The sequence below is a fragment of the Ruegeria sp. O11 genome (assembly GCF_056535285.1).
In genome coordinates this window covers 110,547-131,274 of the sequence record NZ_JBQERS010000012.1, presented here as the reverse complement: position 1 = coordinate 131,274, position 20,728 = coordinate 110,547, and the positions used below count along the sequence as shown (strand labels likewise).

The 20,728-nt window shown below is 56.5% G+C and carries 19 protein-coding genes and 1 tRNA gene; 10 read left to right on the top strand and 10 right to left on the bottom strand.

Annotated elements, in window-relative coordinates; genetic code table 11:
- The first annotated feature begins 34 nt into the window (after positions 1–34).
- Positions 35–111, top strand: a tRNA-Met gene (locus ACRZ91_RS18050).
- 246 nt (positions 112–357) lie between these two features.
- Here ACRZ91_RS18050 and ACRZ91_RS18045 read toward each other — a convergent pair.
- Genes ACRZ91_RS18045 through ACRZ91_RS18030 form a run of 4 tightly spaced genes read right to left on the bottom strand, consistent with a single transcriptional unit; the run spans position 358 to position 2,803 of the window.
- Entirely contained in the window at positions 358–1,404 is a 1,047-nt protein-coding gene (locus tag ACRZ91_RS18045; RefSeq protein ID WP_480907517.1) for an energy transducer TonB family protein, read from the bottom strand.
- Positions 1,401–1,778 (bottom strand): ExbD/TolR family protein, encoded by a 378-nt coding sequence (locus ACRZ91_RS18040; protein WP_480907515.1) that lies wholly within the window; start codon positions 1,776–1,778, stop codon positions 1,401–1,403. Before ACRZ91_RS18040 ends, ACRZ91_RS18045 begins: the two co-directional genes overlap by 4 nt.
- Before the next feature lie 4 nt (positions 1,779–1,782).
- Positions 1,783–2,109 carry a biopolymer transporter ExbD gene (locus ACRZ91_RS18035; protein ID WP_029621714.1) on the bottom strand — a complete coding sequence of 109 codons (327 nt, stop codon included), beginning with the start codon at positions 2,107–2,109 and terminating at the stop codon, positions 1,783–1,785.
- Between the two features lie 31 nt (positions 2,110–2,140).
- The gene (locus ACRZ91_RS18030) at positions 2,141–2,803 is read right to left on the bottom strand and encodes a MotA/TolQ/ExbB proton channel family protein (protein ID WP_480907513.1); all 663 of its coding nucleotides are present in this window, start codon (positions 2,801–2,803) and stop codon (positions 2,141–2,143) included.
- Positions 2,804–3,504: 701 nt separating this feature from the next.
- On the opposite strand from ACRZ91_RS18030, the gene ACRZ91_RS18025 reads away from it, so the two are divergent.
- Positions 3,505–4,611 (top strand): saccharopine dehydrogenase family protein, encoded by a 1,107-nt coding sequence (locus ACRZ91_RS18025; RefSeq protein WP_480715867.1) that lies wholly within the window; start codon positions 3,505–3,507, stop codon positions 4,609–4,611.
- An 18-nt stretch (positions 4,612–4,629) separates the two neighbouring features.
- The gene (gene amaB, locus ACRZ91_RS18020) at positions 4,630–6,126 is read left to right on the top strand and encodes an L-piperidine-6-carboxylate dehydrogenase (RefSeq protein WP_480907527.1); all 1,497 of its coding nucleotides are present in this window, start codon (positions 4,630–4,632) and stop codon (positions 6,124–6,126) included.
- 55 nt (positions 6,127–6,181) lie between these two features.
- On the opposite strand, the gene ACRZ91_RS18015 is transcribed toward amaB, so the two are convergent.
- Positions 6,182–7,759, bottom strand: coding sequence for a DUF5928 domain-containing protein (locus ACRZ91_RS18015; RefSeq protein WP_480907511.1), 1,578 nt, complete (start codon positions 7,757–7,759; stop codon positions 6,182–6,184).
- 139 nt (positions 7,760–7,898) lie between these two features.
- Between ACRZ91_RS18015 and ACRZ91_RS18010 the strand changes: the two genes are divergently transcribed.
- Complete coding sequence (locus ACRZ91_RS18010) at positions 7,899–8,717, top strand: sulfotransferase family protein (protein WP_480907509.1); 819 nt, start codon at positions 7,899–7,901, stop codon at positions 8,715–8,717.
- A gap of 164 nt (positions 8,718–8,881) precedes the next feature.
- Here ACRZ91_RS18010 and ilvD read toward each other — a convergent pair whose 3' ends face one another.
- Positions 8,882–10,714 carry a dihydroxy-acid dehydratase gene (gene ilvD / locus ACRZ91_RS18005; protein ID WP_480907507.1) on the bottom strand — a complete coding sequence of 611 codons (1,833 nt, stop codon included), beginning with the start codon at positions 10,712–10,714 and terminating at the stop codon, positions 8,882–8,884.
- Positions 10,715–10,818: 104 nt separating this feature from the next.
- Here ilvD and ACRZ91_RS18000 point away from each other — a divergent pair, with 104 nt between their 5' ends.
- From ACRZ91_RS18000 to ACRZ91_RS17985, 4 genes are all read left to right on the top strand, one after another.
- Positions 10,819–11,376, top strand: a complete 558-nt coding sequence (locus ACRZ91_RS18000) for a helix-turn-helix domain-containing protein (protein WP_480907505.1) — start codon at positions 10,819–10,821, stop codon at positions 11,374–11,376.
- A gap of 12 nt (positions 11,377–11,388) precedes the next feature.
- The gene (locus ACRZ91_RS17995; protein ID WP_170473430.1) at positions 11,389–11,658 is read left to right on the top strand and encodes a CBU_0592 family membrane protein; all 270 of its coding nucleotides are present in this window, start codon (positions 11,389–11,391) and stop codon (positions 11,656–11,658) included.
- A gap of 93 nt (positions 11,659–11,751) precedes the next feature.
- Positions 11,752–12,606, top strand: a complete 855-nt coding sequence (gene sseA, locus ACRZ91_RS17990; protein ID WP_480457668.1) for a 3-mercaptopyruvate sulfurtransferase — start codon at positions 11,752–11,754, stop codon at positions 12,604–12,606.
- Positions 12,606–13,790: an amino acid aminotransferase gene (locus tag ACRZ91_RS17985; protein ID WP_480907503.1), complete on the top strand. Its 1,185-nt coding sequence runs from the start codon at positions 12,606–12,608 to the stop codon at positions 13,788–13,790. The genes sseA and ACRZ91_RS17985 overlap by 1 nt, the downstream gene beginning before the upstream one ends.
- 70 nt (positions 13,791–13,860) lie before the next feature.
- Here ACRZ91_RS17985 and ACRZ91_RS17980 read toward each other — a convergent pair whose 3' ends face one another.
- Positions 13,861–15,183 (bottom strand): ammonium transporter, encoded by a 1,323-nt coding sequence (locus ACRZ91_RS17980; protein ID WP_480907501.1) that lies wholly within the window; start codon positions 15,181–15,183, stop codon positions 13,861–13,863.
- Between the two features lie 33 nt (positions 15,184–15,216).
- A complete protein-coding gene (locus ACRZ91_RS17975; protein ID WP_010438740.1) occupies positions 15,217–15,555 on the bottom strand; it encodes a P-II family nitrogen regulator in 339 nt (112 codons plus the stop codon).
- Between the two features lie 257 nt (positions 15,556–15,812).
- Between ACRZ91_RS17975 and ACRZ91_RS17970 the strand changes: the two genes are divergently transcribed.
- Entirely contained in the window at positions 15,813–17,999 is a 2,187-nt protein-coding gene (locus tag ACRZ91_RS17970) for a transglycosylase domain-containing protein (RefSeq protein ID WP_480907499.1), read from the top strand.
- 56 nt (positions 18,000–18,055) lie between these two features.
- Here the strand turns inward: ACRZ91_RS17970 and leuB are convergent, their stop codons facing one another.
- A complete protein-coding gene (leuB, locus tag ACRZ91_RS17965) occupies positions 18,056–19,159 on the bottom strand; it encodes a 3-isopropylmalate dehydrogenase (protein WP_010438745.1) in 1,104 nt (367 codons plus the stop codon).
- A 91-nt stretch (positions 19,160–19,250) separates the two neighbouring features.
- Here leuB and ACRZ91_RS17960 point away from each other — a divergent pair, with 91 nt between their 5' ends.
- Complete coding sequence (locus tag ACRZ91_RS17960; RefSeq protein ID WP_480907497.1) at positions 19,251–19,778, top strand: redoxin domain-containing protein; 528 nt, start codon at positions 19,251–19,253, stop codon at positions 19,776–19,778.
- Positions 19,779–19,784: 6 nt separating this feature from the next.
- Here ACRZ91_RS17960 and ACRZ91_RS17955 read toward each other — a convergent pair whose 3' ends face one another.
- A complete protein-coding gene (locus ACRZ91_RS17955; protein WP_480907495.1) occupies positions 19,785–20,678 on the bottom strand; it encodes a LysR family transcriptional regulator in 894 nt (297 codons plus the stop codon).
- Positions 20,679–20,728 lie beyond the last annotated feature (50 nt).

Genomic DNA, 20,728 nt, shown 5'->3' with positions numbered 1-20,728 from the left:
GTAGCCGAATAGGCGGTAGACCAACGCTAAGTGTCGCGGGATGGAGCAGCCCGGTAGCTCGTCAGGCTCATAACCTGAAGGTCGCAGGTTCAAATCCTGCTCCCGCAACCAGCGTCAGAAAATCTCAGTACAGCCCGTTCAGACTACAATTGATCCACTGGATCAATTGCTTAACGTCTTCACCTCGTCAGGCTCATAACCTGAAGGTCAGAGGTTCAAATCCTACGCCCGAAACCAAATTCCAAACAACCCGTTCAGACTATTTTTCATCACACGGTTCAATAGTTTAAAGCACTCCAAGCTAAAAGTCTCTTGGAGTTAACGAATAGCTATGCAACTGAGCCGCTGTCTCTGACCTCAACTATTCTGGTAATAAAACGACAGCCTGCGGCTTGATCCGCTTGGTGGGCGAGGAAATGGGGCGGCGCGGATGACTTGATCTCTGGCGGCGCGTTCGATCTCGGGTGAGCCTGAGCTGTCGACGATGTCGACCCAAGCCAGTGATCCATCAGGATTAATTTCGAAGAATACCTGCGCAAATCCTCGGACCGGGACATAGACGACGGGTGTCTGATTTAGATGGACCAGAACCTGTCCGGCATAGTTCGTAGTGTCGGAGTTTCCTGCGCCGCGGCCTGAGGATTGATTTCTGCCATTGCTGGTTCGGAACGGGTCAGCCCCTTCCTTTTGATACAGGCTTAAGGGCGATTCTACTGTCCGCGAAGGGTTGCGCAAATTGTCGAAGTTACTGAACCCATCGAGCGATTTTGGCGTATCCGTTGCGGGCCTTCTGTCCGGAAGGCGGGGACGCTTGGAGACAGATACAGCCTGATCGGAAGCCCCGGTTTGTTCTTCCGGCAGCTCTGTTGTTGGCTCATCGACGGAACTTGGGATTTCCGGTTCGACTGCCGCACTCTCCAGTGGAGGGACCGGAGCAGTTGGGGCGTCTGTGGATGGTAGCGCTGCCAAGCGCTCGGGCGCCGGGGGTGTTGCGGTAGTCACTGCGTCTGCGGCTGGTTCGGCGCTGGACGGGGCGACCGGTTCGGTCGGCACCCCTTCCTGCAATTCTGATTGTGGGGCGACGGGCGCTCCGACATCGGGTGAAGATACCTGCTGAGGATCGGGGGAGGCGACGAGTGTTTCGCTGATCGGGATGTCGGCAGTATCGGGCCTAATAGTGTCTTCAACCGGAGGCTCGGGTGCTTCAGCAGATTCCGGTTGCACCGGGTCCGTCGTGTCTTCGGTGAATTCTTCGAATGTGTTGCCAAGCTCGATCAAACTGACCGATTCCTCATTGGCCCGCAGTTCTGGCAGACTGGGTCCGTAGAAACTGATCCCGAGGATGTGCAGGACAAGCGAAAGCGCACCCGCCAACGCAGCGACGGCTGCTGACTTCCGGATCATTTTAACGCCTGCTGGGTCACGAGGAACACAGACGGCGCGCCATACCGTCGAAGGGCACCGGTTAACTCCATCAACCGTTGGCCTGAAACATTGCGGTCGGGGACAATCCTGACCGGTCCGTCATCATGGCTGGCCATGAAAGCCTCAGGGTCGGTTTGCACTCCGCGAAAGCTGAGGATGCCATCAGCGTTTAAGACAAGCGCATCGGGAGGGTCGCGGCCTTCGAGTTCCGATGTGTCGACAAGCTGAAGCTCTGGATCAAGCGGTGGTGCCAGGGTGCCCGCAATCAGAAAGAAGATCAGCATCAGAAAGACGACGTTGATCAGAGGGATGGTCGAGTCTCGTTTGCGGCTTGGGCGACCAATTCGGTTCATCGGTCTACTCCAACACCGTGACGGTCAAGCCATCGCGGCCACGCAAAATAACCAGCAAATCCACAAGTCGTTGCGCGGACGTATCGGCATCAAGGCTTACTAGAGCCTGACCTGTCCCGATCCTTGCAGACAGGTCATCCAGCGTCAGCGTTTCGCCGTTCAAAGTCACGCGCTCTGCACCGATCTGGATGAAAATTCTCTCTACTGGCTCAGCCGAGGCTGATGCTCCTGAGGTTGCGCTGCTGATTTCGATTTCCGCGAACTTTGAGAAAGTTGAAGACAACATGAAGAACAGCAACAGCAAGAAGATGACATCGATGAGGGGCGTCATCGACATCGGTCGTCTGACAAAGGGTGCGGTGTTACGCATGTTCAGCGTTCAGAATCTCGGTCGCCCTAGTGGCGGGCCGGTTCGAATGGTTTGGGATCAGAACCGTGCGCAGTGCTTTGTCCGCAAACACCCGTTCCCGGGCAGTTCGGCTTTCAAACCAGGACAAGACCATCGAGGTTGGCATCGCCACCGCAAGACCAACCGCTGTGGTTACCAGGGCAACCCAGATGCCGCCCGCCAGCAATGAGGGGTCGACAGAAGACCCGGCAGATTGAAGGCTTTGGAACGCATTGATCATTCCCAAAACTGTCCCGAACAACCCAAGCAGCGGGGCAAGCTGGGCAACCGTGTCTAAAAGTCGAAAACCCCGCTCAAGCCCGGCAAGTGCCAACCCGGCTTCGGCATCCAGCCGTGCGTCCAGATCAGGAGTGTCCGGCGCGTCCATTGCGGCTTCGACAAGCGGTGCAAGATAGCTGCTGCTCTGTGCGAGGCGTGCGCGCGCAGTGGCCCGATCCCCAGCATCCCAGGCTTGTAGTGCTTGGGACAGCACCTTGTGCCGTCCCACGCCACAGGCTGCAAACTGCCACAGCTTGTATATACTGACCGCGACGGTCAGGACCGACATGACAATAAGGATAGCCACTACGGGCCCGCCAAGGGCTAGGATTTCCCGAAGAGAAGAGAGAATATTCATCCAAGTAACTCCACTTCAACTCGGCTGCTGAGCGTTAGGGTCGATTGACAGACGTCGCTCTGAGATCCGTTTATCACGCATGAACTCGCGCCATTGATCAATGCTCGCCCAACAGACGTGCAAGACATCCCTGGCAGGTCAAACTGACGGACACGCGGGCGATCCAAGGGTAAGTCTCGAAAATCAAAAAGTGAAAGGGTTACAACACTCCCTTCATTGTCGAATATCACCGTCTCGAATATTGCCTCATCGATGCTGGTTCCGGATTGGTTGGTCACCAGGAAAGTTAATCTACAGGCACCACCGACGTCTCCCAAGGCATTGAGCTCCAGAGAAATCTCAGCGGCAGGTGCCTCAGCGGATTGCGCCAGAGCTCCGCATGAGAGCAGGCATGCGAAACAGGTAAGCAGGACACGGAGAGATCTCATTGAAGGGCACCTATATGCTTGGGCGAACCGCGTTTGTCTGCGTTGTGTAGCCGACAATGGTCCTCTCATACCTGATAGCACTCTCACTTCAAAGGATCGCTGAAACGATTGTGAATTCGACAATATTTGAGTGCGAGTTTGAAGATGTAGTCCAGCAAATTGACATAAAATATGACGATATGACGGATATCTGCATCATTTCGTCAAGACATGATCTGCATTCCGAACAATTCGCCCCTCATAATCGAAAGAAATACAGTATGGAGGCGCGTTTTGAGCTGGAATATTTGCGTAGTCGGGGCGGGGAAGATCGGTCAGATGATCGCGACCTTGTTGAAATCCTCGGCGCATTACTCGGTAACTGTTGCCGATCATGATCTCTCGGCATTGTCTGTGTTCAACAAGCGCGGGATTTCAACGCGGCAGATCGATGCCCGTGACAGTGCAAGCCTCGAACGGGGGCTCAGGGGGTTTGATGCTGTTATTTCGGCAGCTCCATTTTTCCTGACGCCAGCAATTGCCGGTGCAGCAAAAGCAGTCGGAGCCCATTACTTTGATCTGACAGAAGATGTTGAAGCGACCAATGCGGTACGCCAACTTTCGCAGAACAGTGACACAGCATTCATGCCGCAATGCGGATTGGCACCCGGATTTGTCGGTATCGCTGGCGCCGCGCTGGCTTCGGAATTCGATGAGTTGGAAAGCTTACATATGCGGGTTGGGGCACTGCCGCTGTTTCCGACCAATGCATTGAAATATAACCTGACGTGGTCCACTGACGGATTGATAAATGAGTATTGTAACCCTTGCGATGCCATTGTGAACGGCGAGCGGGTTAAGACAGCGCCACTCGAAGATTATGAACTGATAGGCCATGATGGTGTGGAGTATGAATGCTTCAACACGTCCGGTGGGCTGGGCACGCTACCCGAAACGCTTGAAGGTAAAGCGCGGGCTGTGTCCTATCGGTCGATCCGATATCCGGGACATCGGGATATTCTTCGATTGTTGCTAAGTGATTTGGGACTAGAGCGTCGGCGCGATCTGTTGAAAGAGATCTTTGAAACCGCTCTGCCGCGCACCGATCAGGATGTAGTGCTGGTCTATTGCACTGCCAAGGGAATGATTGATGGTTCCCTGCGCGAGAAGTCCCTGATCAACAAATCCTTTGCCCGCACCATTGATGGGCAAATCTGGAGTGCGATTCAGATCACCACCGCAGCAGGTGTGCTGGGTGTCGTCGATCTGATGCGGACGGGTGCTTTGCCGTCCAAGGGATTTGTCCGGCAGGAGCAGGTAAAGCTTGCCGATTTCCTGAACACAGAATTTGGTCGGCTCTACCGCGCCGGCGATGTCACCGAACAGAACAAGGCGGCCTGAGATATGAAAGATGTTGTAATGACTGCTGAAGCTACTCTTGCGAAACTGGACCTGACGACGGCAGAGCTGACTGGTGGATCGCTGCGCGTGACTTCTCCAATTGATGGAAGTGTGCTGGCTGAAGTGCACGAAACGCCTCTGTCCGAGATGAACTGCATATTTGCGCGCTCGAAGGAAGCGTTCAAAGCATGGCGGGTTGTGCCTGCCCCGCGCCGCGGAGAACTGATCCGCCTTCTGGGCGAAGAGTTGCGTGCGGCCAAAGATGATCTGGGCGCGCTGGTCAGTTGGGAAGCTGGCAAGATCACCTCGGAAGGGCTGGGCGAAGTGCAGGAGATGATCGATATCTGCGACTTTGCCGTGGGCCTGTCACGTCAACTATATGGTCTGACTATTGCATCGGAACGACCCGGCCATCGGATGATGGAAACTTGGCATCCTGCAGGACCAGTGGGTGTGATCTCGGCCTTCAACTTCCCGGTTGCGGTCTGGTCATGGAATGCGGCGTTGGCGTTGGTGTGTGGCGATCCCGTGATCTGGAAGCCTTCGGAGAAAACACCTCTGACCGCGATGGCCTGTCAGAAAATCTTCGAGCGCGCATTGGCCCGCTTCGGGGATGCGCCTGACGGCCTGCTGCAAACCCTGATCGGAGGTGCCGCGCTGGGTGAAGCTCTGGTCGCGAGCGAGGATGTGCCGGTAATCTCGGCCACCGGCTCCACCCGGATGGGCCGTGCGGTTGCTCCGATCGTGGCGCAGCGCTTTGGTAAATGCATTCTGGAGCTCGGCGGCAACAATGCGATGATCGTCGGTCCCTCGGCCGATCTGGAAATGGCGGTCCGGGCGATCGTGTTTTCAGCCGTCGGGACGGCGGGTCAACGCTGCACCACGCTGCGCCGTCTGATCGTGCACAACTCGATCCGTGAAGAGCTTGTTGCGCGCCTCAAGAAAGCTTACTCGGGCCTTCCAATTGGCGACCCGCTGGCGGAAGGGACATTGATAGGTCCGCTTGTCGATGAAGCCTCCGGCGACGCAATGACCGGAGCGCTTAGGAGGGCGGAAGCCGAGGGTGGAACGGTCTTTGGTGGCAAACGAGTAACCGAGGGAATGCCTGGTGGCGTCTACATGGAACCCGCCATTGTTGAAATGCCCAGCCAGACAGCAACTGTGAAGACAGAAACCTTCGCTCCGATCCTGTATGTCATCGGTTATGATGATTTCGCCGAGGCGATCGAGATCCAAAACGATGTGCCCCAAGGCCTGTCATCCTGTGTTTTCACGTTGAACATGCGTGAGGCGGAACAGTTCCTGACAGCAGCTGGCTCGGATTGTGGCATTGCAAACGTTAATATCGGCCCGTCTGGTGCCGAGATCGGAGGCGCGTTTGGCGGTGAAAAGGAAACTGGTGGTGGGCGCGAAAGTGGTTCGGACGCCTGGAAAGCCTATATGCGCCGTCAGACCAACACGGTGAACTACTCAGCCGAGTTGCCGTTGGCGCAGGGTGTCAAATTCGACATCTGACTGGCGGGTCCCGATCATTAGCATATCCGGCGGAGTTTATGTACGCCGCCGGATATCAATCCGCGAAAAGGTAATCCAAATGCATAATCGATTTGGCCTGGGCCTCCGTTAGGTTCAGAAACTCGGCTATTGCCTCTTCGTTGACCAAGCGATCAGCAGTTTCGCGCAAATGAAATAAACCATCGTTTTTGGAGTAGCGGATCTGCTCAGATTCATAGGCAAGTGCATTCCGCAAAGTCGGAAGCAATCGCGCCATTGACTCGGCCGAGCTGTTCTGACCAGTCAACCCGACACGCAAGGCGTGACCAGCAAGGTATTCGTCGGAATAATCGCATTCGATTTCCAGAACACGCGTCTGGGCTTGATCCCCGCCAAAGTCCTGAATGACGTCTAAGTTCGCAGGATCAACGCATAAGATCAGTTTTTCGCTGTCGAAATGTTCGAATAGCAATTTCGCGACTGCGCGACGATGTCGGGAGCGTTTGGTCAATGTCGTCTCGATGCCACCTAGATCGGGAAGCGGAGTGTCTTGCTCATCGTATATGTATTCAATACAGGGAATGCTGGTTTCCGAGGCAATCTGGTCAACCAATCGTTTGGCAACGTGCCACTTTTTGCAGACAATCAAGTATATTTCGCGATCGGGTCCCAGGGTGTTTCCCGCCTCCCAGAACCGTTGTGTGTACCGTCGTCCGACGCGTCCACGGCTGGTCAAGAAATGATACAGTTTGCGCCCTTCCCCAGAAATACCAAACGCGACCCCTTCGCTGGCATATAACTGCCCCAACCGTTCCTTGAGCTCATGGGCTTCGGGGCTGATCTTGCGTGCGAAGAGGTAATCCTGACCCAGCAGCATGTCATAGTGATCGTTGTAGAAACTAACGGGCATGCCGTAATCGGAGAACATCAGAAATGTCAGCGTTCGGTTCTCGATCTCGTGCTTTGGTATCAGATGGCGAACGAGAGTTTGAAAGAACGTCTCATCCGGAATCCACGTTGTCTTGAAGAACCGAAGCACGTCCGGGCGTTGTTGCAGGAATTCGAGAATCATCTCGACAGTACGACGGCGAAGACACCACCATTGGCTGCCAATCATGATCTGAAGGTCTGACGGTATGTCGCGAGTGAGGCCAAACCGTTTTTGCATCTCGTAAGCGGTGTAGAATAGGCGCGGTTGATTACGTTCGTTAAAGTAATGGCGATAGATCAGCCGGTCTTCTTTCATCCCGGTCTTGATCCAGTTGCTTGCGAAAAAATCGTGGCTCTCGATGAAATCCACATCGCGATCATCAAGGAAACCGTGCACATATTCAGCGGTCTTGATGGCCATGCAATCGCCAGACAGCATGTAGAAATGGGTGGCCCTGGGGAACTGCTCTACAGCCGACTGAAGCGCATGCAGCGTAGCCTGTACCAGGGACCATTCACCCCATCCGCATTTAATGCGCTTCTTCGAAAAGGTGACATTAGGGTTGTCGCTTAGGGCCTCGCGGATTCGCGCATAATCTGTGTCGCTGGCACGGGCATCAAAATGGATCGCCATGCAATCACCGGCAGCCGTCAGCTGACCGGCCTGCGCGATGATCGCGTCCGGATCTTTGTGACACAGCAAGATAAAGGCAATCTTTGCCATTCTATGTTCGTATTTCCCCGTTTCTGCCGTTTGCAACCGTGATACTGAGGATGAGCGATTGAATAAACAGAATATTTTTGGTTCTTTGAGCCAATATGCCGGAGTATCAATACGATAACTGGCTAAGGAGGCACAGCAGATGGGTTTTCCCGGTACATGGATGACCGAAAGTCAGAGCATGGTCTATCGTGTCGTGCCAAAATGTGCTTGCTCGACCATTGGGCAGATCATGTATTTCTCGGATCATGGCCGGTTTTTTGATGGCGATATTCACGACGCCAATGATGGGATGCATAAGTGGGCTTTTAATGCCAGTCAGGACCCAATTGCGCGGAATGTTCAGTCGCATGGGTCATACACTTTTACCTGTGTGCGCAATCCATATACGCGCATCCTAAGTTCGTTCTTCGACAAGATCTGCGGTATACAGCGGAACGGTAAACGCTATCGCGGAAATCTGGTGCCGACGTTGATTTACAACTACGGGATTAAGGTTGGCGGTGAAGATGGCAAAGGTGAGTTTGACCAAATCGCCAGTTTCCGCAGGTTTCTACTGTTTGCGCGCGATACGATCCGCTGGCGACGCCCGATGGATCCAGACATTCATTGGTCTGCCATGTCCGGTCATGTCTCAACGTTGATCGCTAATGGTGGCCGATATGATCGCATTTTCTGGACCGAGAAGTTCAATGATGGAATGCAGGATGTTCTGGATCACCTGGACACAGCGCATAGGGTGACTCTGTCCGAAATTCCACGCTTCAATGAATCTGAAGGCCACGGGCCAAAGCGTGCGCATCCGGTCGAGGACTATTTTGACGACCTGTCCATGCACTTGGTCTATGAAATCTACAAGCAGGATTTCGAGCTGTTCAAATACGATTTCGAGAATCCCGCGAACAAGATGCCAATCGGTGAAATCGATTTGGACGAGATTCACGCAAAACTGGGTGACTGAGCTAAATCAGAAGGCTCCCGCTCGTCGTCAACGTCTCTGACAAGACGTCTCCTCTGGTTGGGCCCGGGGCCGCGCATGGCGCGGCGCCGGGCCCAAGTCCGCAAGGGCTATCGGCGCAACCGATGTTCCGCTGCGGGCGCGGGAGCATTTCCGTTTGAACTAGGTCAAACCTGGCGTACAGCGCCTTTTGCTGCACTGGTAGCCAGTTTTGCATAGGCTTTGAGGGCGGTTGATACCTTGCGTTTGCGTGGGTTGGCGGGGTGCCAGCCTTTTTCGTCCTGTACCTCGCGCCGGGCCGCAAGCTCCTCGTCAGAGACTGCCAAATGAATTGTGCGGTTGGGTATGTCTATTTCGATCTTGTCGCCAGTATGTACCAGACCGATCTCGCCACCTTCAGCGGCTTCTGGTGAGACATGGCCGATCGACAGCCCCGATGTTCCACCCGAGAAACGCCCATCGGTAAGCAAGGCACAGGCTTTACCCAGACCTTTGGATTTCAGGTACGAAGTCGGATACAGCATTTCTTGCATGCCAGGACCTCCGCGTGGGCCTTCGTAACGGATAACCACTACGTCCCCCTCTTTGACCTTACCGGTCAGAATATCGTTCACCGCCTGATCCTGACTTTCGCAAACATAAGCAGAGCCGGTGAATTTCAGGATATTCTCATCAACACCTGCCGTTTTCACGATGCAGCCGTCGCGCGCGATGTTCCCGAACAACACAGCCAGACCGCCATCCTGACTGAACGCGTGTTCTTTCGAGCGGATAACGCCGCCTTCACGATCGGTATCAAGCTCTTTGAACCGGTTTGATTGGCTGAAGGCCTGCGTGGTGCGCACGCCTCCGGGCGCGGCCTTGAACAGTTCCTGCGCCTTCGGGTTGTTGGCGATCTTGATATCCCAGTTGGCAATCGCTTCACCCATCGTACCCGAATGCACTGTATGGCAGTGCTCGTGCAACAGACCCGCGCGGCTGAGTTCGCCGAGGATAGAGAAGATACCACCGGCACGGTGGACGTCTTCCATATGCACATTTTCGATATTTGGCGCGACCTTGCACAGACAGGGCACTTGGCGGCTGAGCCGATCCATGTCGGACATGGTGAAGTGAACTTCACCCTCATGCGCGATGGCCAGCAGGTGCAGCACGGTATTGGTCGAGCCACCCATTGCGATGTCGAGGCTCATGGCATTTTCAAAGGCATCAAACGTCGCAATCTCGCGCGGCAAGAAGCCTTTTTCGTCCAAATCATAGTGTCGTTTGGTGATCTCGACGATCCGGCGACCAGCCTCGAGAAACAGCTCTTTGCGGTCCGCGTGCGTAGCAAGCGTCGAGCCGTTGCCCGGCAGGGCCAGCCCCAGCGCTTCGGCCAGACAGTTCATCGAGTTTGCGGTGAACATGCCCGAGCACGAACCGCAGGTCGGGCAGGCGTTCTCTTCGATATGCTGGACCTGTTCGTCAGTGAACTTGTCGTCAGCAGCAGCGACCATCGCATCCACAAGGTCGATCTTCTTGGCGTCTAGGTCGGCGATGTCGATTTTGCCGGCTTCCATCGGACCACCAGAGACGAAGATTGCCGGGATGTTCAGACGCATGGCAGCCATCAGCATACCGGGTGTGATCTTGTCGCAGTTCGAGATGCAGACCATCGCATCAGCGCAATGGGCGTTAACCATGTATTCGACCGAATCCGCGATCACCTCGCGCGAGGGCAGGGAATACAGCATCCCGTCATGTCCCATGGCGATCCCGTCATCCACCGCGATGGTGTTGAACTCTTTAGCCACGCCGCCTGCGGCCTCAACCTCGCGCGCGACCATCTGGCCCAGGTCCTTCAGGTGGACGTGACCGGGTACGAATTGAGTGAACGAGTTGACGATGGCGATGATCGGTTTGCCGAAATCGTCGTCGCCCATCCCGGTGGCGCGCCATAGGCCACGGGCGCCGGCCATGTTGCGGCCATGGGTGGAGGTTCTGGATCGGTACATTGGCATGATGCTGTTTCCCTATTGCCCAAGCTGCGATATTGGGTGTGTACGTTATAGCGCACGTATCATATGTACGTTATAACGCACAAGGCAAATCGCAAGGCTTGGATATGGAATCAGACGAGTTAACGCTGAAACTAAGGGATGTTCGCGCTGCATCGGGGTTAAGCCTGTCTAAAGTGGCCGAACTGACCGGGGTTAGTAAAGCCATGTTGGGTCAGATCGAGCGCGGCGAATCAAGCCCGACCATCGCGACCTTGTGGAAGATCGCGAAGGGCTTCCAATTGCCGCTGAGCGCATTGATCGGCACCGCCGCAATGCGCGACCCGGCAGATACCGATGTGTTCAGCACCGTGACATTTCCGGGAAGTATCGAGGTCAAGATTGTCTTTCCCTTTGATCCGGCATTGGGAGCCGAGACATTTCATGTTGAGCTGTCCCCGAACCAAAGCCATGAGTCGCCAGCCCATGCGGCGGGGGTGACCGAAGAGGTCTTTGTGCTCAGCGGAGTTTTGGAAATTCTGCGCGCGGACAAATGGATTCCGCTGCAAGCTGGGCAGGGATTGCGCTTCGCTGCTGATTTGCCGCATGGATACCGCGCTGGTGATCAGGGGGCGGCGTTCCTGAACATGCACCACTATTCCCAATCGGTCGAAAATCTAGAGTAGGATCGAACCACCGTGACTGCGTTCTTTGACAGCCTGACATTCGTCGATGCGATCGGCTCCTTTGGGGCATTGATTGTGGTTGTAGCCTATTTTGCCACCCAGATGCGCATGATGAATTCAGACGATCTGGGCTTTCCGGTGGTGAACCTGATCGGTTCGGTTCTGATCGTGTTTTCGCTGATGCAGAACTTCAATCTGGCATCGATGCTGATCGAGGGCTTCTGGATCATCATCAGTGTGATCGGGATCATTCAGCACTTTCGCCTGCGTCGGGCGGGTTAAATCCAATGCTACCGAAGCGCTAGCGCTATCCAGCCTTGAACCCGCATCGCGCCGAGTATAGGGAAAACCCAAGCTCGCTTAGGGGAGGCTTTGATGCAGGACGATCCAAAAACACTCGTTTCTACCGAATGGCTTGCCGCTCATATCAAGGATCCTGATCTACGGATACTGGATGGGTCGTGGTACCTGCCGCAGCAAGCCCGCGACGCCAAGGCAGAGTATGACGCGGGCCACATTCCCGGTGCACGTTTTTTCGATATTGATGAGATTTCCGATCATCGTTCGGATCTGCCGCACATGGCACCTCCGGTCGAGAAATTCATGTCGCGCTTGCGGGCAATGGGAGTGGGTGATGGCCATCAGGTAGTGGTGTATGATGGCGCCGGTCTGATGTCGGCAGCACGGGTCTGGTGGCTGTTCCGTCTGATGGGGCAGGAAAACATCGCCGTTCTGGATGGTGGGTTGCCCAAATGGCAGGCCGAAGGTCGAGAGATTGAGGACCTGCCTCCGGTTATTCGCGACCGTCACATGACCGTGCGGGTGCAGAACCATCTGATCCGCGATGTCACGCAGGTTTCTGCGGCTGCCAAACTGCATGATCACGAGATAATCGATGCCCGTTCGGCATCTCGTTTCGCTGGTGCCGAGGCTGAGCCACGCGAAGGGTTGCGTTCGGGCCATATCCCCGGTTCTCGCAATGTGCCATTTGGAATGCTGCTGAACAAAAACGGCACGATGAAGTCACCCGAAGACTGTCGTGCAATATTCGAAGCTGCAGGTGTGGACCTGTCGAAACCCACGATCACGTCCTGTGGGTCGGGCGTGACCGCAGCGATCCTCAGCCTTGCGCTCGAGCGCATGGGCAAGAAAGACCACTCGCTTTATGACGGCTCCTGGGCTGAATGGGGTGCCTTCCCGACCCTGCCCGTCGCAACCGGAGAGAACTGATGTTCGAGAACCTCAAACCGCAACCCGCTGACAAGATTCTGGCGCTGATGCAGATGTACCGCGACGACCCGCGTGATCAGAAGATCGACCTGGGTGTTGGCGTTTACAAAAACGCCGATGGCGTGACCCCCGTCATGCGCGCCGTAAAAGCAGCCGAAAAGCGCATTCTAGAAGAGCAGGAAAGCAAGGCCTATACCGGTCTGGCCGGGGACCCGGCCTATGCCGACGCGATGATCGGCCTGATCCTTGGGAATGCTGTGCCGCGCGGCAATATCGCTGCTGTCGCCACTCCGGGTGGCACCGGTGCCTGTCGTCAGGCGTTCGAGTTGATCCGTATGGCGAACCCCTCGGCGCGTGTCTTCGTGTCGAACCCGACATGGCCGAACCACCTGTCGATCCTGAACTATCTGGGGATCGAGACGGTCCAATACCGCTATTTCGACGGCGAAACCCGTGGCGTCGATTTCGACGGTATGATCGAGGATTTGAAAACCGCCAATGCGGGCGACGTGGTTCTTCTGCACGGCTGCTGCCACAACCCAACTGGTGCCAACCTGAACATGGTGCAATGGCAAGAGGTCGTGAACCTGATCAACGCGCGTGGCCTCGTCGCGATGATCGACATTGCCTATCAGGGCTTTGGCGACGGTCTGGAAGAAGATGCACAGGCGACCCGTCTGGTGGCGTCGTCCGTCAAGCGCTGCCTGATCGCGGCGTCGTGCTCGAAGAACTTCGGGGTTTACCGCGAACGCACCGGTTTGTTGATGGCGATCAGTGATGATCCGGCACAGACGGCGCTGAATCAGTCCACGCTGGCATTTCTGAACCGCCAGAACTACTCGTTCCCGCCTGATCACGGCGCGCGGGTGGTGACGACGATCCTCAATGATGATGTCCTGCGTACCGATTGGGCAGCTGAGTTGGAAGAGGTCCGCCTCTCCATGCTGGGCCTGCGTCAGCAACTGGCTGATGAATTGCAGCGCCTCAGCGGGTCGGATCGGTTTGGGTTTGTTGCCCAGCACCGGGGCATGTTCTCGCGTCTGGGTGCTGCGCCCGAACTGGTTGAAAAGTTGCGCACGGACCATGGCATCTACATGGTCGGTGACAGCCGCCTGAACATCGCCGGATTGAACGCCAACACGGTGCCTATTCTGGCGCAGGCAATTATCGATGTCGGCGTCTGAACGATATCTTTGAATGAAGGAAAACCCGGGCGCGAACGCCCGGGTTTTTTTGTTTGTATGTGACTGGCTATCAGCCTTTGGAGAATTCCGGATAAGCTTCCATACCCAGTTCGGCCATGTCGAGGCCATTGATCTCGTCCTCTTCGCTGACACGGATGCCAATGGTTGCCTTCAGGATCGACCACAGGATCAGCGCACCAACAAAGGTGAAGACACCGTAAGCGATGATGCCGGTCAGCTGCGTGATCAGGCTGGCCTCGCCATAGAAGATCACGGCGATGGTGCCCCAGATACCGGCGAACAGGTGAACCGGGATGGCACCCACGACGTCGTCGATCTTGAACTTGTCCAGCATCGGAACCGCGAAGACCACGATGATACCGCCCACGGCACCAATCCACAGTGCGCCGAACAGGGTCGGGGCCAGCGGTTCAGCGGTGATCGACACCAGTCCGGCCAGCGCGCCGTTCAGCACCATGGTCAGGTCAGGCTTGCGGTACAGAAGCTGCGTCATGATCAGGGCTGCAACTGCACCGGATGCAGCGGCCATGTTGGTGTTGGCAAAGATGCGCGACACGTCCGAGACATCTCCGACAGTGCCCATCGCCAGCTGCGAGCCACCGTTGAAGCCGAACCAACCCAGCCACAGAATGAAGGTACCCAGGGTGGCCAGCGCCAGGTTCGAACCGGGCATCGGGTGCACCTTGCCGTCCTTGTACTTACCAATGCGCGGCCCAAGGATGAGGGCACCCGCCAGAGCAGCCCAGCCACCGACCGAGTGCACGATGGTCGAGCCCGCGAAGTCCGAGAAGCCTGCTTCGGACAGCCAACCGCCGCCCCACTGCCACGAGCCCGAGATCGGGTACATGATGCCGGTCAGGACAACCACGAAGGCAAGGAAAGGCCAAAGCTTGATCCGTTCAGCCACTGCACCGGACACGATCGAGGCGGTTGCGGCGACAAAGACCAGTTGGAAGAAGAAATCCGAACCGATTGAGGCGTAGTCAAGTGCGGCTGCATCTGCACCAACGCCCACTGGATCAAGCACGGTTGTCGAGAAGAACGGACCCAGCCAGCCTGAAATGGTCCAGCCATCACCGGGATACATCAGGTTGAAACCGATCAGCCAGTACATGATCGCAGCAATGGAAAACAGGGCGATGTTCTTGGTCATCTGCATAGCAACGTTCTTGGACCGCACCAGCCCACCTTCGAGCATGGCAAAGCCTGCGGCCATAAAGAACACCAGAAAGCCGCCCATCAGGAACAGCAGCGTGGTGAAGATGTATTGGGTGTGTTGCGCGGGCTCGCCGGTAGCGGCCTCTTGCGCAAGACCCATCTGCGGCAACGCGACAATCGCGGCGGCAGGGATGAGAGATTTCATCAGGTTCATTATCAGTCCTCGAATGATTGTGAGTGAGCGCGCTTAAAGCGCCTCTTCGTTGGTTTCCCCGGTCCGCACGCGCAGGGCTTGCTCGACATCGAGGACGAAAATCTTGCCGTCGCCGATCTTGCCGGTCTTGGCGGTGGTGGTGATGGTCTCAATGATCTGGTCGGCCATCGTGGCTGGCACCACGATCTCAAGCTTGATCTTGGGTACGAAATTCACGGCGTATTCTGCGCCGCGATAAATCTCGGTGTGACCCGATTGCGAGCCGAACCCTTTGATCTCAGTCACCATCATGCCGCGCACGCCTGCATTGGTCAGCGCCTCGCGCACCTCCTCAAGCTTGAACGGTTTGATTGTCGCAATGATCAGTTTCACGTCTTTCCCCTCTATTACCCCGGGTGGCCGGGTATTTTGCACCTGCAGAAAAATGCGCATTCGAGGCTCTGAAGGAACGCTCTCACAGGGGGAATGAGGGGGAATAATCAGCAAATTTGCACATTTTTTGCACGAATTGAGTCATATGATGAAAAAATGGGCAAACAAGTGAGGGGAAATACCAGAATTTCACACCTCTACATGGCCGTTCCGGCGGGGTATGGTGCCCCAAAAGTATAACCGGGCAGAGTTTGAGCATGACTGAGTCCAACCGCCGAAAACCGCGACTGGTCGCGGATAAAAGGTACCCGTCCAAAGGTCGAAAACCTGCGGCGACCAAGCAGGCTGCAAAACCTGCTGGTAAGAAGTCGACTGCCCGAAAAACCGCCCCGCGCAAGACGGCCCGGAAGAAAACGCGGCGCAGTTCTGGTGGGAAGGGCGGTGGCATTTTCCGCCGCCTGTTCCGCTGGCTCTGGCGTCTGTTCTGGGGCGTCACATGGCGGATTGGTGCGGTGGCTGGCTTGCTGTTGGCGCTGGCCGTCGGTGTCGTTTACACATCGCTACCGGATGTGGATGCCTTGTTAGATGGGCGGGCGAAGGGCTCGGTGACCTTGCTGGACCGTGATGGCAAGGTCTTTGCCTGGCGCGGCGATCAGTTTGGTGGCGTGATCACCGCGGATACAGTTTCGCCGCATCTCAAGAATGCCGTGATCGCGACCGAGGATAAGCGGTTCTACCGCCATTTCGGTGTCAGCCCGCGCGGTGTCGCGAGCGCGGTGCGCATCAATCTGAGCGAAGGGCGCGGGCCGTTGTCGGGCCATGGTGGCTCGACCATCACACAGCAGACAGCGAAGCTGCTTTGCCTCGGTGTCCCATATGATCCCAGCGCGTGGGAAACAGAGGCCGCATACGAAGCTGATTGCCGTCAGGGTTCGCTTTGGCGCAAAGCGAAAGAGGCAGTTTATGCAATCGCGATGGAGGTCAAATACTCCAAGGATGAAATTCTGACGATCTATCTGAACCGGGCCTTCCTCGGTGCAGGAGCGCGCGGTTTCGAAGCCGCCAGCCAGCGCTATTTCGGCATTTCGGCAGCCGAAGTATCTCCCGCCGAGGCCGCAATGTTGGCGGGGCTTCTGGTGGCACCTTCTCGCTATGCGCCCACGAATAACCTGCAACGATCGCAGGACCGGGCACGGTTGGTGGTTGGGCTAATGGAGGCTCAAGGCTATCTGAGCAGTGCGCAGGCAAGCGAAGCACGCAGTCGCCCGGCGCAGTTGTCTGAAGCCGCCGCCGCCCGAGCAGGTGGTTATTTTGCGGATTGGGTCATGGCCAGTGGGCCTGAGTTTTTCACACGTAACACAACCGAGGACGTGGTGATCCGGACCACGCTGGATCAGCGCATTCAAACCTCGGCGGAAGAGGCACTGAAGTTCATCTTCCAAGAAAAAGTGCGCGAAGGGTCCAAGGCACAGGCCGCCATAGTAGTGATGTCTGCCGATGGTGCGGTCCGAGGTATGGTCGGTGGACGCAAGACCCGAGTATCGGGCGCGTTCAACCGGGCCACGCAAGCTCTGCGTCAGACGGGGTCGTCTTTCAAACCGTTTGTCTATGCGACGGCGTTGGAGCTGGGATATTCACCGTTGGATACGGTTATGGACGAACCGACCTGCTGGGATATCGCAGGGTCAGGTCAGTGGTGCCCGAAGAACTACACCCACAAGTTTTATGGTCGGGTGACTCTAGCAGATGCGCTGAAGAACTCATTGAACATCCCGGCGGTCAAAGTGGCCGATATTTCTGGGCTCGATAATGTTCGCACCGTCGCCAGCGGTTTCGGGCTTTCAAGTGATCTGGCCGAAGGGCTCGCGCTGGCGCTGGGCGCATCGGAAAGCACGCTGATCGAGATGACAGGCGCTTATGCCGGTATCCTGAACGGCGGCTCAGCGGTCGAACCCTATGGTCTGACCGAGCTGAAGCTGCTGGGTGAGTCCGATCCCGTCATGGTCACGACAACCGGCATCGGTGAACGCGTCATCAACGATAAAGCCGCCAAGCAACTGACCTGGATGATGGAGCGCGTGGTCTCGGAAGGCACTGGTGGGCGCGCAAAACTGCCGGGCTGGCAGGTGGCGGGCAAAACCGGAACGACTCAGGCCGCGCGGGATGCGTGGTTCATCGGGTTCACAGCCGATTACGTTGCGGGTGTTTGGATGGGGTATGATGACAATACGCCTTTGTCGGGTGTGACGGGCGGCGGTCTACCGGCGGAAATTTGGAAAGAGACGATGTTGCGCGTCACGGAAGGAATGACGCCAACGCCATTGCCGATGCTGGAGCCGGACCCACCGGTTAGAACTGCTCAGCCTCAGCAACAGCGCCGTAAGAAACAGACCGGCTTGGATAAGGCGATCAACAATCTGCTGAACAACATTTTCGGAAATTGACATACAAAAAAGGCGGTGCGCTGGGCACCGCCTTTGATGTCTGAATGATCGTAAGATCAGACGCTTTCGTCGAGTGCCGCCAAAATTGCATCACCCATTTCGCTGGTCGATACCGGCTGAACACCTTCTTCTGCCAACAGATCTGCCGTGCGAACTCCATCGGCCAGAACCTTTTCAATCGCGGCTTCCAGGCGACCTGCTTCGTCGCCCTGATCGAAGCTGTAGCGCAGCGCCATGGCGAAGCTGAGGATACACGCGATCGGATTGGCTTTGCCCTGACCCGTGATATCGGGGGCGGATCCATGTACCGGTTCGTACATCGCCTTGGGGCGACCATTGGCCATCGGTGCGCCAAGTGAGGCGGACGGCAGCATGCCCAAAGACCCGGTCAGCATCGCGGCGCAATCGGACAGCACATCGCCGAACAGGTTGTCGGTGACGATCACGTCAAACTGCTTGGGCGCACGCACCAGCTGCATCGCACCGTTGTCGGCATACATATGCGACAGCTCGACCTCGGGGTATTCTTGGCCCACGCGGGTTACGACTTCGCGCCAAAGGATGCCCGACTCCATTACATTGGCTTTTTCCATCGAGCACAGTTTCTTGTTCCGGCGCATCGCCAGCTCAAAAGCCGAGCGAGCAGCGCGCTCGATCTCGGATTCGGTGTAACGCTGGGTGTTGATGCCAACGCGCTCATTGCCTTCCTCGAAAATGCCGCGCGGCTCGCCGAAATAGACGCCTGAGGTCAGCTCGCGCACGATCATGATGTCGAGGCCAGCGACCACATCCTTTTTCAGCGACGAGAAATCCGCCAGCGCGTCGAAGCACTGAGCGGGACGCAGGTTGGAGTACAGGTCCATTTCCTTGCGCAAACGCAGCAGGCCGCGTTCGGGCTTCAGGCTGAAGTCCAGATCGTCATACTTAGGGCCACCAACAGCACCCAGCAGAACGGCATCGACCTCTTGCGCCTTGGCCATGGTCTCATCCGACAGGGGCTTCCCGTGTGCGTCATAGGCAGCGCCGCCAACCAGATCCTCGCTCACGTCAAATTGAAGGCCGCGATTGGCGCCGAACCAATCGATGATTTTGCGCACTTCGGCCATAACTTCCGGACCAATTCCGTCTCCGGGCAGGATGAGGAGCGAGGGGTTGGACATCGACAGTCTCCTTGCGTTTTGTCGCACAGGCCCTAGCGTTTGCGGCGCATCGGGTCAATGAGACGAACCCGTCAAATCACGAGGAAACCACATGCTGACACCCGGAAATCCGGCCCCATCGCTAAAAATCGAAACCGTAGGCCATGGCACCTTTGATCTTGAGCGTGAAGCAGGCGAAAACGGAACGCTGGTGATTCAGTATCGCGGCTTGCACTGTCCGATCTGCATTCGCCAGATGGGTGAGGTCGAAGCTGCGCTGGGTGATTTCGCCGAACTGGGGGTCGAAGTGATCATGATCACCACGGATTCCGGCGAACGAGCGGCGGAAACGGTGGAGAAAGCCGGGGTCTCGAAGCTGCGTGTTGGGTACGGCCTGTCCATGGCCGATGCGCGGGATGTCTGGGGCCTGAATATCTCCGTGGCTCGTGAAGGTAGTGCCGAGCCAGCGTTATTCGCCGAACCGGGGCATTTCTATATCAAGCCCGATCAGACCCTCTATTACGTCTGGCAGCAGACAACGCCTTTTGCGCGACCGCCAATATCCGACATCGTCGGCGGTTTGAAATTCACCTTGGCCAATAACTATCCCGCGCGCGGCACCTATACCGGCGCGCTGTAGGCGGCTTTACAGCCGGGCCTTCAACCCTTTGGCAAGCAAATCCCAGACTCTGCGAATGCGCGGGGTTTGTCGCATGGCCTGAGGGGCGGCCAGCCAGACCGGCAGCACCGGTATTTCGACATCAATGTCCAACACCTCGACCTCTGGATCAGCCAGCACGATGCTGAGCTGGCTGAACCCGATCCCACATCCTGCGCGGATCAGTTCCCAATAAGCCGTCTGGTTATCGCAGCGCGTCGCAAAGCTGTCCCGGCTGGCGGGCCAGCCCTTGTTCCGCATGGCGGTGATGATGTCTTCGTTGGTGTCAAACCCCACAAGGTCGTGCTGCATCAACTCTGTCGGTGTTGCTGGCCGTCCTGCGCGGTCCAGATAGGACCGTGAGGCGCAGAAACATAACGGCACCTCGCCGATATGTTTTGCCACGATGTCGACTTGTTCGGGGCGGTACATGCGCACGGCGATGTCGGCTTCGCGAAACAATAGATTCTCGCTGGCATCCGAGGCGACCAGATCAAGCTGAATAGCCGGTTCAGCCTGACGAATCGCGGCGATTATCGGTGGCAGTAAATGGTGCGAGACAAAGACCGAGGCGGTAATCCTGACCGAGCCCTCCAGCTGCTGGGCCTGCCCGGCCGCCGTCAAACCAAGCGCATTGACCGCGCTGTACATCTGCTGTGCCATCGGCAGCACCTGCTGCCCCACCTCGCTGAGCGTCAACCCACGCGCGTGGCGGTCAAACAGCGACACGCCCAGTTCTTCTTCAAGCGCATGCACCTGACGCCCCAGCGTTGGCTGGCTGCGCCCAAGTTGCTTCGCGGCCGCGGATAATGAACCCGTTTCCGCAACAGCGAGAAAACTTTGGATCAAGGACCAGTCAGAAAGTTGAAGAGAATTTGCCATTCAAAAACGAATACATAATCTGCGGTTTTTGGCAATTTCCAAATACTGAT